This window comes from Pseudomonas xionganensis, assembly GCF_009763245.1.
Classification (GTDB): domain Bacteria; phylum Pseudomonadota; class Gammaproteobacteria; order Pseudomonadales; family Pseudomonadaceae; genus Aquipseudomonas; species Aquipseudomonas xionganensis.
Genome location: NZ_WKJZ01000001.1, coordinates 822,455 through 835,481, shown reverse-complemented (window position 1 = coordinate 835,481; position 13,027 = coordinate 822,455). Strand labels below are relative to the sequence as shown.

At 63.8% G+C, this 13,027-nt stretch carries 9 protein-coding genes; 4 read left to right on the top strand and 5 right to left on the bottom strand.

Annotated elements, in window-relative coordinates:
• Nucleotides 1-66 precede the first annotated feature (66 nt).
• Nucleotides 67-1,890 carry a DEAD/DEAH box helicase gene (locus GJV18_RS03815; protein WP_160343387.1) on the top strand — a complete coding sequence of 608 codons (1,824 nt, stop codon included), beginning with the start codon at nt 67-69 and terminating at the stop codon, nt 1,888-1,890.
• Between the two features lie 157 nt (nt 1,891-2,047).
• Here the strand turns inward: GJV18_RS03815 and GJV18_RS03810 are convergent, their stop codons facing one another.
• Both GJV18_RS03810 and GJV18_RS03805 read right to left on the bottom strand, forming a co-directional pair.
• Nucleotides 2,048-2,626, bottom strand: coding sequence for a YceI family protein (locus tag GJV18_RS03810; RefSeq protein WP_160343386.1), 579 nt, complete (start codon nt 2,624-2,626; stop codon nt 2,048-2,050).
• A 56-nt stretch (nt 2,627-2,682) separates the two neighbouring features.
• Entirely contained in the window at nt 2,683-3,228 is a 546-nt protein-coding gene (locus tag GJV18_RS03805) for a cytochrome b (protein WP_160343385.1), read from the bottom strand.
• 232 nt (nt 3,229-3,460) lie between these two features.
• Here GJV18_RS03805 and GJV18_RS03800 point away from each other — a divergent pair, with 232 nt between their 5' ends.
• The 3 genes from GJV18_RS03800 to GJV18_RS03790 all read left to right on the top strand — a co-directional run bounded on the left by GJV18_RS03800 (nt 3,461) and on the right by GJV18_RS03790 (nt 7,643).
• Nucleotides 3,461-4,867, top strand: a complete 1,407-nt coding sequence (locus GJV18_RS03800) for an adenosylmethionine--8-amino-7-oxononanoate transaminase (protein ID WP_160343384.1) — start codon at nt 3,461-3,463, stop codon at nt 4,865-4,867.
• A 62-nt stretch (nt 4,868-4,929) separates the two neighbouring features.
• The gene (locus tag GJV18_RS03795) at nt 4,930-5,649 is read left to right on the top strand and encodes a 16S rRNA (uracil(1498)-N(3))-methyltransferase (protein WP_160343383.1); all 720 of its coding nucleotides are present in this window, start codon (nt 4,930-4,932) and stop codon (nt 5,647-5,649) included.
• A gap of 488 nt (nt 5,650-6,137) precedes the next feature.
• Complete coding sequence (locus GJV18_RS03790; RefSeq protein WP_160343382.1) at nt 6,138-7,643, top strand: alanine/glycine:cation symporter family protein; 1,506 nt, start codon at nt 6,138-6,140, stop codon at nt 7,641-7,643.
• A 108-nt stretch (nt 7,644-7,751) separates the two neighbouring features.
• Here the strand turns inward: GJV18_RS03790 and GJV18_RS03785 are convergent, their stop codons facing one another.
• The 3 genes from GJV18_RS03785 to GJV18_RS18560 all read right to left on the bottom strand — a co-directional run.
• The gene (locus GJV18_RS03785) at nt 7,752-8,222 is read right to left on the bottom strand and encodes a chemotaxis protein CheW (protein ID WP_160343381.1); all 471 of its coding nucleotides are present in this window, start codon (nt 8,220-8,222) and stop codon (nt 7,752-7,754) included.
• 12 nt (nt 8,223-8,234) lie between these two features.
• Nucleotides 8,235-9,254: a chemotaxis protein CheB gene (locus GJV18_RS03780; RefSeq protein WP_160343380.1), complete on the bottom strand. Its 1,020-nt coding sequence runs from the start codon at nt 9,252-9,254 to the stop codon at nt 8,235-8,237.
• Nucleotides 9,251-13,027 (bottom strand): Hpt domain-containing protein (locus tag GJV18_RS18560; RefSeq protein ID WP_160345965.1); only part of this gene is annotated, 3,777 nt, incomplete at its 5' end. The genes GJV18_RS03780 and GJV18_RS18560, both read right to left, overlap by 4 nt.

Genomic DNA, 13,027 nt, shown 5'->3' with positions numbered 1-13,027 from the left:
CCGCGCCGTGATTCAAGCCGGGCAATACACCCCATAGGGCTGCGCCCTCACTAGACAGGATTACACATGTCCTTTGCCTCCCTCGGTCTCTCCGAGGCTTTAGTCCGTGCGGTCGAATCCGCCGGCTACACCCAACCCACTCCGGTGCAACAGCGGGCCATTCCCGCCGCGTTGCAAGGTCGCGACCTGATGGTGGCGGCCCAGACGGGTACAGGTAAGACGGGCGGTTTTGCCCTGCCGATCCTCGAACGACTGTTCCCCAACGGTCACCCGGATCGCGAACAACGCCACGGCCCGAAACAGCCGCGCGTGCTGGTATTGACTCCCACCCGCGAACTGGCCGCCCAGGTGCACGACAGCTTCAAGCTGTATGCCCGCGATTTGAAATTCGTCAGCGCCTGCATCTTCGGCGGCGTTGGCATGAACCCGCAGATTCAGGCTCTGGCCAAGGGTGTCGACGTGCTGGTGGCCTGCCCCGGTCGCCTGCTCGACCTGGCCAACCAGCGCGCCATCGATTTGTCCCATGTGGAAATCCTGGTGCTCGATGAAGCCGACCGCATGCTCGACATGGGCTTTATCCACGACGTGAAGAAGGTCCTGGCCAAGCTGCCAGCCAAACGCCAGAACCTGCTGTTCTCGGCCACCTTCTCCAAGGACATCACCGATCTGGCCGGCAAGCTGCTGCACAACCCGGAACGCATCGAAGTGACGCCGCCGAACACCACGGTCGAGCGCATCGAACAACGCGTGTTCCGCCTGGCCGCCAGCCACAAGCGCGCCCTGCTCGCTCACCTGATCACCCAGGGTGCGTGGGAGCAGGTGCTGGTGTTCACCCGCACCAAGCACGGCGCCAACCGCCTGGCCGAGTACCTGGACAAGCACGGCCTGCCAGCTGTGGCCATCCACGGCAACAAGAGCCAGAACGCCCGCACCAAGGCCCTGGCCGATTTCAAGGCGAACAAGGTGCGCATCCTGGTGGCCACCGATATCGCCGCCCGTGGCCTGGACATCGACCAGCTGCCCCACGTGGTCAACTTCGAGCTGCCCAACGTCGAGGAAGACTATGTGCACCGCATCGGCCGTACTGGTCGTGCCGGTCGCAGCGGTGAAGCCATCTCGCTGGTGGCGCCGGACGAGGAAAAGCTGCTCAAGGGTATCGAACGCATGACCAAGCAGAAGATCCCTGATGGTGATCTGCTGGGCTTCGACGCCAGCAAGGTGGAAGCCGAGCGTCCGGAAGTGCGCGAGCCGCAGAAGTCGCGCCAGCCCCGTGGTGCCAAGCCCCAGGGCGAACACCACGGAGGTGGACGCAAGGACAAGGGCAAGGACAGCGGCAAGGAACACAAGGCCAAGCCCCAGGGCCAGGGCCAGAACCGCCGCAATCAGCCCGCTCGCAGCAATAGCCGCGCCGCTGCCCCGGCCGTACCTACCTTGCCTCCCGACCGCGCGCCGGACGAGTTCCGCGACGATGAAATCGATAACTTCGGCAATCGGGTCGACTATGTCAGCCCGCACCAGAACCAGCAGCAGAACCGTGGCCGTCGGCCCGGCGCGCCTGCCGGCAATGGTCAGGGTGCCCGCCCGGCCAACAAGGGCCCACGCAACAACGGCGCTGGTCAGCCACGCAAGCCTGGCGGTCAGGGTGGCCAGGGACGCAATGGCGCAGGTCGCGCCCGCCCACCGCGCGACGATGGCCGCATCACCTCGCTGAACCGTGACGAACTGCCGCGCGCAGCCGTGGCCAAGCCAGCACGGGAGAAGCAGCCGGTGATCGTGCACAAGAGCTCGCGCCTGGACCGCCTGCCCACGCCGGAGCAGCTGGACGAGCTGGCCAGCGCCCGCCCGCGGGGCGAGAAGCCGGCCCTGCTGACGCGCAACCGCGACGAGTGAGCCGCCAAGCGCCCACAAAAACGCCGCCCCAAGGGGCGGCGTTTTTGTTGTTGCAGATCGCCGGATGGCAAACAGGGCAGTAGCGGGTGGATGTAAAAAGCGACATCCACCTACGGACCGTCCGTCACCCCGGCGGCATAAGCAGGCTGCGCTCAGGTTATTTGCGGATGCCTTCCACGGAGAGGATCAGCTCGACGGTTTCCGAAGCCGGGCCCAGGTCCTTGGTGATGCCGAAGTCCTTCAGCTTGAGGGTGGTGCTGCCGGCAAAACCGGCGCGGTAGCCGCCCCAGGGGTCGCTGCCTTCGCCGATAAACTCGGCGGCAATCACCACCGGCTTGGTCACGCCGTTCAACGTCAGGTTGCCGGTGATATCGGCGGTGCCTTCGCCGGTGGACTTGACCGCGGTGGACTCGAAGGTCGCGGTTGGGTGCTTGTCCACGTTGAGGAAGTCATCGCTGCGCAGGTGCTTGTCGCGTTCGGCATGGTTGCTGTCGACGCTGGCGGTGTTCAGGGTCACGCTGACCTTGCTGGCCTCCGGGTTGGCCGCATCGAAGCTGAAGCTGCCGTCGAAGTCCTTGAAGGTGCCGTACAGCCAGCTGTAGCCCAGGTGGCTGATCTTGAAGTTGACGAAGGCGTGCTGGCCTTCCTTGTCGATCACATAATCCGCGGCCATGGCCTGACCAGCGGACAACAGGGCACCACCGAGGGCGAAGGCTGCGAGGGTCTTTTTCAACATGGTCATTCTCCTTGTGAGGCTTGCAGGGCAACGCCCATCATGGGCACGGCCCGTTGTTAACGTCCCAGCATGCGGATCAGCGTGCTGTCACGGTCGATGAAATGATGCTTGAGAGCCGCCAGGCCGTGGATACCCGCAAAAATCACCAGGCCCCAGGCCAGGTATTCATGCACCAGCCCGGCCAGATCCGCCTGATCGGGGATGCCGGTCAGGGTGGCCGGCACCTCGAACAGGCCGAATACGCTGATCGGCCGACCATCGGCGGTGGAGATCAGGTAACCGCTGATCATCACCGCGAACAACCCGACATACAGCAGCCCGTGGCCCAGCTTGCTGGCCAGGCGAGTCAGCCGGTCATGACTGGCCAGAGCGGCCGGCGCCGGGCTGATGACGCGCCAGAGCAGGCGCAGCAGCATCATGGCAAACAGCAGCAAGCCGATGCTCTTGTGCAGATCCGGCGCCCGCCGATACCAGTTGCTGTAGTAATCCAGGCCGACCATCCAGAAACCCAGGCCAAACAGGCCGAACACCGCCAGGGCCACCAGCCAGTGCAGCAGCACACTGACCAGACCATAACGGGAAGATGAATTGCGCAGCTGCATCGGCAAGGGGTTCCTTCAGGACAATGGTTGGAAGACTAACAACAAACCTATCGAATAAAAGCGGAAAAAATCGTTACAAAGAATCAACTTAATCGATCTTTAAACCATCCTATTCCGGCCATTTTGTCCCCAGCCAGCCGGCAAAGTTCAGCCCCCCCCCAACGCAGCCACGTGGCCCTGCGACACGCCGGAGCATCTGATAGGCTTGCCGCAGATGATTGGGAGATGTGCCATGAGCTTGAACGACCAATGGATGCAGCGTGACCTGAACGTGCTGTGGCACCCCTGCACCCAGATGAAAGACCACGAACAACTGCCGCTGGTGCCGATCAAGCGCGGCGAAGGCGTCTGGCTGGAAGACTTCGACGGCAAGCGCTACCTCGACGCGGTCAGCTCCTGGTGGGTCAATGTATTTGGCCACGCCAACCCGCGCATCAACCAGCGTATCAAGGATCAGGTCGATCAGCTGGAACACGTGATCCTCGCCGGTTTCAGCCATCAACCGGTGATCGAGCTGTCCGAGCGCCTGGTCAAGCTGACCCCGGCGGGTCTGGACCGGGTGTTCTACGCCGACAACGGCTCGTCCTGCATCGAAGTCGCGCTGAAGATGAGCTTTCACTACTGGCTCAACGTCGGCAAACCGGCGAAAAAGCGCTTTATCACCCTGTCCAACAGCTATCACGGCGAAACCATCGCGGCGATGTCGGTGGGCGATGTGGCGCTGTTTACCGACACCTACAAGGCGCTGCTGCTGGACACCATCAAGGTGCCCAGCCCGGACTGCTACCTGCGTCCCGACGGCATAAGCTGGGAAGACCATTCGCGAGCGATGTTCGCCCATATGGAACAGGCCCTGGCCGAGCACGGCCATGAAGTCGCCGCGGTGATCGTCGAGCCGCTGATCCAGGGCGCGGGCGGCATGCGCATGTATCACCCGATCTATCTCAAACTGCTGCGCGAGGCCTGTGACCGCCATGGCGTGCACCTGATCCATGACGAGATCGCCGTGGGCTTCGGCCGCACCGGGACGATGTTCGCCTGCGAACAGGCCGGCATCCGCCCGGATTTTCTCTGCCTTTCAAAAGCCCTGACCGGCGGCTACCTGCCCCTGGCCGCCTGCCTGACCACCAATGAGGTGTACCAGGCCTTCTACGACGACTACTCGACCCTGCGCGCCTTCCTCCACTCGCACAGCTACACCGGCAACCCACTGGCCTGCGCGGCGGCCCTGGCGACCCTGGATATCTTCGAGCAGGACAATGTGATCGAGGCCAACAAGGCGTTAGCCGCGCGGATGGCCAGCGCCACCGCGCACCTGGCCGACCACCCGCATGTCGCCGAAGTGCGCCAGACCGGCATGGCCCTGGCCATCGAGATGGTCCAGGACAAGGCCAGCAAGACCGCCTACCCCTGGCAGGAGCGCCGCGGCCTCAAGGTCTATCAGCACGCCCTCAGCCGTGGCGCCCTGCTGCGCCCGCTGGGCAGCGTGGTGTATTTCCTGCCGCCCTATGTGATCAGCCCCGAGCAGATCGACTTCCTCGCCGAGGTGGCCAGCGAGGGCATCGATATCGCCACCCGCACTGCGGTCAGCGTGGCCCAGGGCAATACCCAGTACCCGGGCTTTCGCGACCCGGGTTGATCTAGGTGCGCACGGCGCACCCTACGGCTAGAATTTGCGCCTTTGCCCCAGGTTCACCTCCTATGCGCCTATCCCGTTTCTTTATCGATGCCCCGCTCTCCCTCGGCCAGCATGAACTGCCGGAGGCCCAGGCCCACTATATCGGCCGGGTGCTGCGGCATGCCGCGGGCGATGCCGTGCAACTGTTCGATGGCAGTGGCCAGGAGTTTCTCGGCGAGCTGATCGAGGTGGGCAAGAAGCGCGTGCTGGTGGAACTGCGCGAGGCCTTCGCCGGCATGGCCGAATCGCCCCTGGCGATTCATCTCGGCCAGGGCCTGTCCCGTGGTGAACGCATGGACTGGGCGATCCAGAAAGCCACCGAACTGGGCGCCACAGAGATCACCCCGATCATCAGCGAACGCTGCGAGGTGCGCCTGAAGGACGAGCGCGCCGACAAGCGCATGGCCCATTGGCGCCAGATCGCCATCAGCGCCTGCGAGCAGTGCGGTCGCTCGGTGCTGCCGGTTATCCACCCGCCGCTGGCCCTGGCCGACTGGCTGCAGCACACCGAGACCGAACTGAAACTGGTGCTGCATCCGGTCGCCGAGCCCCTGCAGAGCCATGCCAAACCCGCCAGCCTGGCCTTCCTGATCGGCCCGGAAGGCGGCCTGAGCGATGCGGAAGTGGCGCAGGCGAACAGCAGCGGCTTCCATGCCGCACGCCTGGGGCCACGGGTGCTGCGCACCGAAACCGCGCCGGTGGTGGCGCTGAGCCTGGCCCAGCAGCTCTGGGGCGACTTCTAGGGTCTGTTGCCTTTCATGCGTGGCCGCGCAGGAATCCGCAGGCGCTTGGGGCGCCAGCGCGGGGTAACACCTGCGCACCAGACGTGCTCAACTGTGCGCCCTGCTGGAACACCGGTGTTACCGCCGGGAACCCCGCCCCGACGCCTCTGGAACGCTTGTTCCAAACAATTACGCCGATGAAAAACCGGCACACAGGACAAGTTTGGGAAACAATCTGAAATACGTCATAAAGCATCTTTTCCGCGACCTTTTTCAGGCCTTTTTCCTGACGCCTGCAAGTCTCTGAAAGCGCTGGAAAAAAACCTTCCCAATGGCCTGCTTTTTGCCTACGTTTCGCATCCTGCCCAACCTATCCGGCGGCAGGATGTCCCAACTATCGTTTCGGCACGTATCGCGCCCACGATTCACAACTCCCATAACAAGCCGAGCCGGCCTTGTACTCCACAAGAGTTCAGGCAACCGTCACCGGCACAAGGAGCACACCCTCGATGTCTGAATTGGTTAGTTTTCTCAATGGTTTGGTCTGGAGCCCGGCGCTGATTTATCTGTGCCTGGGTGTCGGCCTGTATTTCTCCGTACGCGGTCGTTTCCTGCAGATTCGTCACTTCCGTGAAATGATTCGCCTGATGTTCAAGGGGCGTACCGACTCCGCCGGTATCACCTCCTTCCAGGCCCTGACCATGACCCTCGCCGGTCGTGTGGGTACCGGTAACATCGCCGGCGTGGCCACCGCCATCACCTTCGGTGGCCCTGGTGCGGTGTTCTGGATGTGGATGGTGGCCTTCCTCGGCGCCAGCTCGGCCTTCGTCGAGTCCACCCTCGGTCAGGTCTACAAGGAAAAGATCGACGGTCAGTACCGCGGCGGCCCGGCCTTCTATATCGAGAAGGGCCTGGGTCTGAAGTGGTATGCCTGGATCTTCGCCATCGTCACCATCTTCGCCTGCGGCCTGCTGCTGCCGGGCGTACAGGCCAACTCCATCGCATCCAGCGTGCAGACCGCCTTTGACGTGGACCCGAATGTCACCGCCGCCATCCTCGCCGTCATGATCGGCCTGATCATCTTCGGTGGCGTGACCCGTATCGCCCACTTTACCCAGGTGGTAGTGCCATTCATGGCCCTGGGTTACATCATCGTGGCCTGCGTGATCATCATGCTCAACATCGAGAAGCTGCCGGAAGTCGTGGCGCTGATCCTGAAGAGCGCCTTCGGTCTGGAAGCCGGCTTCGGCGCCATCCTCGGCCTGGCCATCATGTGGGGCGTCAAGCGCGGCGTATATTCCAACGAAGCCGGCCAGGGTACCGGCCCGCATGCTTCCTCCGCTGCGGCAGTCAGCCACCCGGCCAAGCAGGGTCTGGTACAGGCCTTCTCGGTGTATATCGACACCCTGTTCGTCTGCTCCGCCACCGCCTTTATGCTGCTGATCACCGGCCAGTACAACGTCCAGGGCCCCGATGGTGAGGCCATGTTCACCGGTATTGCCGGCGTTGCCGCAGGCCCGGGCTACGTGCAGACGGCCATGGAAAACATGATGCCGGGCTTTGGCAACATCTTCGTCGCCGTGGCACTGTTCTTCTTCGCCTTCACCACCATCCTGGCGTACTACTACATCGCCGAAACCAACATCGCCTACATCAACCGCAAGATCCATCGCCCGTGGCTGACCCTGCTGCTGAAGGTCGGCATCATCGCCGCCACCGTCTACGGCACCGTGAAGAGCGCCACCTTCGCCTGGGACCTGGGCGACCTGGGTGTGGGCCTGATGGCCTGGCTGAACATCGGCGCCATCATCCTGATGCACAAGGTGGCCTACACCTGCCTGAAGGACTACGAGGCCCAGCAGGCTGAGGGCAAGGACCCGGTGTTCCATCCGGAGAAGCTCGGCATCAAGAACGCCGACTACTGGACCGGCCACCGCTCCGAGGACAACCTGGTGCACGAGAAGGAAGATGAACTGGCGTCCGAAATCAACGCCAGCAAGACTCAGAACTACTGAGTAACGCCTGCGCAGGGCGCAAACCCTGCGCAGACATGACAAAGCCCCGGCACCTGAACCCTTCTGCAGAGGGGTCAGGTGACCGGGGCTTTTTCTTGTGCGGCTTGTTTAGATCAGGCCGGCGTCCGCCAGCTTCTGCTCCAGACCGATCAGATCCGGGATCTTCAACACCGCCTCGCCAAAGTTCACTGCGTCCAGTTCCAAGGGCGCCAGGCGCGTTTCGGCGCGTACCAGCTCCGGGCCGACCTTGACCGAGCGCGGAATCCCCTGCACCAGTAGGGCGACAAACTTGACGTTGGCGCGCCCACCGAGGGCGTTGATCACCGCCACCCGCGACCCCGGATTGACCTGGGCCTGACCATCGGACGCCGCCTCGAAGGACAGCAGCGGCAGGCGCAGGTCGCGCCAGGCCACCTGACCGAGGAACCAGGCCGGCATGCCTTCACTGACCTGGGGCGGTCGATAGGGAATCAGCTCAGCCACCGCCACGTTGGGCAGCAGCAGGGTGCGGTCGGCCAGGGGAATCAACAGCGCCGTGAGGCTGCTGCTGGCATTCGGATCGCTTACGGCTTGGCTCATAAAAAATTCCTGTTAACTGCACTGCTCGGCCAGGTGATTGACCAGGGCCGTGGCCAGTTCCCGCGGGTCACCGCTAAAGGTGCTGTAGCCGCCTTCACGCAGGCTGTCCGGCATGCTCGGACAGGCGCAGCTGTCGGCGCGCTGGGTCCAGATCAGGCCACCCTGGCGGCGCACATAGGCCGCCGCGGCACTGCCATCACTGCCCATGCCGCTAAAGGCGATGACCCCACTCAAGCCAGCAAAATGCTGCGCCAGGTTGAGCATCATCTGATCGATGGACGGGCTGTAGGGCTCGGGCCAACCGCGCTGAGCGATCTGCATCGCCCCCTGCTCGTCAAAACCCAGCTCATGGTTGATGGGGGCCACCACCACTTCGCCACAGCGAATCGGATCGCCATGCCGCGCCGGATTGACATGCCACTGGCTGTGCCGACCCACGGCCTGGGGCAGAGCGGCCTCGAAGCTGGCGTCGATATGCTGGGCATAGACGAAACCCAAGGGCAGGCCGCCGGGCAGGGCATCGAGGAACTCCTTGACCGCCGCCGGCCCGCCCATGGAGGCGGCCAGCAGCCAGACCTGGCGCGCCGGCTCACCGGCCACCAAAGGGGTATCGGCCAGGGCCGCCGGCAGATCCAGGCGCGAGGGACGTTGCGCTTCAGCCAGCAGGGCCTCCAGGCTGGGACCCACGGCCTGGCTCGGATCGCCCACCAGCTTCTTCAGCTTGCCAAACAGGCGGCGCTCCCAACGCGGGTAATTCTCCGAGTGACGCTCGGGGGCATGGCCCTCGCCAAACAGCACCGGCGCCGAGGCCTTCTCCAGCAGATTGTCGACCAGGGGAGAGTCTTCCGACTGGGCCAGATCCACCAGCCACAGGTCGGTTTCGCAGTCATCCAGCGCCTGCTCGTCGAGACGCGCCGGGTCGCTGTTCATCACCACCTGATAACCGCTGCCGGTCAGGGCCTGCTGCAGCACATGGCGCTGCAGCGAGGTATCGGCGATGACTGCGATGCGTGCAGCACTTTTATCCGTCATGTGCGCTTAACCAGTTGTTGAATGGTTTCCAGGAGCAGGGACTCCTGGTAGGGCTTGCCCAGGTATTCGTTGACGCCGAGGCTCATGGCCCGCTCGCGGTGCTTATCACCGGTACGCGAGGTGATCATGATGATCGGCAGATCCTTGAGTTTGTCGTCATGGCGCACCAGGGTCGCCACCTCGAAGCCGTCCATACGCGGCATCTCGATATCCAGCAGCATGATGTCGGGCTTGCGCTCCTGCAGCTGGGCGATGGCGTCGACCCCGTCCTTGGCAGTCAGCACGTTCATGCCGTTGCGCTCCAGCAGGCGGCTGGTGACCTTGCGCACGGTGACCGAGTCGTCCACCACCATGACCAGGGTCGGCCGATCGGCTTCGACCTCGGCGGCACTGGCCAGCTGCTTGACCACGCGCGGCTGCAAGGCCAGCTGGTGGGCATGCAGGGCGCGGATAGTCGCCAGCAGATCGAGAATCACCACCACGCGGCCGTCACCGAGAATGGTCGCACCGGAAATGCCGTGCACGCCTGCAAACTGCGGCCCGAGGCTCTTCACCACGATTTCCCGGGAACCCGCCAGGCTGTCCACCTGAACGGCCACCGCGTGCTCCTTGGAGCGCACCAGGATCACCGGCAATGGCAGGCTCTGGCCAACCAGCTTGGGCTGCTGGCCATTGTTCAGCAGGTCGCCCAGGTAGCGCAGTTCGTAGGCCTGACCGGCATATTCAAAACGCGGGGCGTCGGGGCCGTAGTAAGCCTCCAGCTCGTAGGGCGAAACCCGCACGATACCCTCGATGGTGTTGAGCGGGATGGCGTACAGGTCCTCACCCGACAGCACCATCAGCGCGCGGTTGACCGACACGGTAAAGGGCAGGCGGATACTGAAGGTGGTGCCCAGTCCCGGGGTCGACTCAATGCTCATGGAGCCGCCGAGCTGCTTGACCTCGGAATGCACCACGTCCATGCCGACACCACGGCCGGAAATCTGCGTCACCTTCTCGGCCGTGGAGAAACCGGCTTCGAGGATAAACTGCAGCACTTCATGGTCGGTCAGGTCGCTGTCGGCATCCATCAGGCCACGTTCGATGGCCTTGCGCCGCACCGCCTCCAGCTTGATCCCGGCACCATCATCGGCCAGGGTCAGGAGGATGTCGCCGCCCTCGCGGCCCAGGTTCAGACGAATGGTGCCGGCATCGGGTTTACCGGCGGCGCGACGCGCCTCGATCGACTCGACACCATGGTCGACGGCGTTGCGCAGCATATGCTCCAGCGGCGCAACGATGCGTTCCAATACGGTACGGTCCATCTCACCTTCGGCGTTGCCGACGATAAACTCCACCTGCTTGCCCAACTCACCGGCCACCTGCCGCACGATACGGCGCAGGCGCGGCACCAGGCGATCAAACGGCACCATGCGCGTACGCATCAGGCCTTCCTGCAGCTCGGAGTTGACCCGCGCCTGCTGCAGCAGCAGGGTTTCCGCGTCGCGGTTACGCGCGGCCAGGGTTTCCTTCAAATCGAGCAGGTCGGATGCGGATTCGAACAAAGCCCGGGACAGCTGCTGCAGCTGCGAGTGGCGGTCCATTTCCAGGGGGTCGAAATCTTCGTAGCCGACGCGCTCGGCCTCGGCCTGGATACGGCTGAGGATCTGCGCCTGGGTTTCGGTATCGAGGCGGCGCAACTGGTCGCGTACGCGGTCGATGGTGGCTTCCATCTCGCTCAGGGTAAAGCCGAAGTCGCTGACCTGCTGCTCAACCCGGCCGCGGAAGATCGAGGTTTCACCGGCCAGGTTGACCAGACCTTCGAGCAATTCCGCCGGCACCTTGACCAGCTCCTGCGGCGCACGGCGGGCTGCGGCTTCCTGGGCGGCCTCCTGGGCGCGGCGAACAAAGGGCAGCACCTTGGCTTCACTGGCCTTGACCGGCTGGCTGCTGGCGGCCACGATGGGCGCACTCAACTCAACCCGTGGTGTCTCTACTGCAGCGGGTGTTTCCGGCAACGCCGGGGGGGCCTCGTCCTGACTGTCATTCAGGCGTTGGCGCAGGGCATCAAGCTCCTGCTGCAACGCCTCGAAGCCGGACTGCACATCAACGAACAGGCTCTCCGGCCAGGGCGAACCCTGACTCTGCGCCTCACTCAGGAGCTGCTCCAGGTCATGGCTGAGATTGCCCAGGCGTTTCTGCCCGGCCAGGCGTGCGCCACCCTTGAGGGTATGCAGGATGCGCAACATATCGTCGATGGCCGAACCATCCTCACGATCCTGTTCCCAGCGACCGATCACGGCCTCCAGGGCCTCCATCAGCTCGTCACCTTCCTCCAGGAAGATATCGAGGATGTCGCTTTCCGCATCGTTCTCCTCTTCATCCTGGACGGCGGTCTTCAGGTGCACGGTAGAGGGAATGCTCAGCTGTTCGTCGGGGTTGGCGCGAAAACGCTTGATGGTCTCGATCAGCGCATTGCCGTCGCTCACCGGACGCTGGTCGCGCACCGATTCGAGCATGCCGGCCAGGCTGTCATGGCAGGTCTGCAACAAGGTGAACAGGGCGGGGCCAGGGCGCAGGCGGCCATTGCCCAGACCTTCGTAGAGGAATTCAAGCTCATGGGCCAGATCGCCAATCTCGCGAATCTCGGCCATGCGTGCACCACCCTTGAGGGTGTGCAGATCACGCTGCAGGGATTCCAGCTCCAGGCTGTTGTCGACGTTTTCCATCCAGCGCTGCAGAGCAGCACCGGCGCTGTCGATAATATCGAAGCCTTCCTCCAGGAAGATTTCCACCAGCTCCGGGTCACGCTCATCCTGCGGCGCAGCAGCAGGTGCGGCAGTGAGTTCGGGCGTGGGGGAGGCTTCTGGTTCCACGTCGGCAAGCCTGTTGTCCGTCAGCCCTGGAGACAGCTCCGCTTGGCTGTCCAGCAACTCCGGCGCCAGCTCGCCCTCCTCGGCGCCCGCCTGATTGGCCTGCGGCTGCGCCAGTTCTTCCAGCCGTTGCGGCAGCTCAGGCACATCCTGCGGTTGCAGATCGGCCTCGCTATCCGCTAGCGGCCATTCGGCTTCGGCTTCGGCTTCGGCTTCGGCTTCGGCTTCGGCTTCGGCTTCGGCTTCGAAATCAGCGTGGGAGGCTACAGCGGCGGCGGACAAGCTATGCCCGCCGCCTTGACGAAAATTGCGGATGGCCTCGATCAGCGCCTGGGCCTGCTCCAGGGCGCGGCGTGCCTGCAACTGTTCCAACTGCACAGCCAGACGATCGTGGCTCTGCTGCAGCAACGTGGCCAACTCGGGGCTATGGCTGAAGCGACGGTCCACCAGCCCTTCGTACAGGGACTCCAGTTCATGGGCCAGATCACCGATTGGCGCGATCTCGGCCATCCGCGCACCACCCTTGAGGGTGTGCAGGTCACGCTGCAGGGAGGACAGGGCCGCCATATTGTCCGGTTCCTGCAGCCAGCGCTCCAAGGCCTGGCCGGCGCTGTCGAGGATATCCACGGCCTCTTCGAGGAAGATCTCCACCATCTCCTCGTCCAATGCCTGATAGCCCTGATCGTCAGCACCGACCGACGCATCGACAGGCTCCTGGACAGCCTGCAGCGGCTCGGGCTCGGGCTCGGGCTCGGGCTCGGGGGACATGTCAGGTTCTGCTTCAATAAGGGCTTCGGCTTCGGCTTCGGCTTCGGCTTCGGCTTCGGCTTCGGCTTCGGCTTCGGCTTCGGCTTCGGCTTCGGCTTCGGCTTCGGCTTCGGCTTCGGCTTCGGCTTCGGCTTCGGCTTCGGCTTCGGCTTC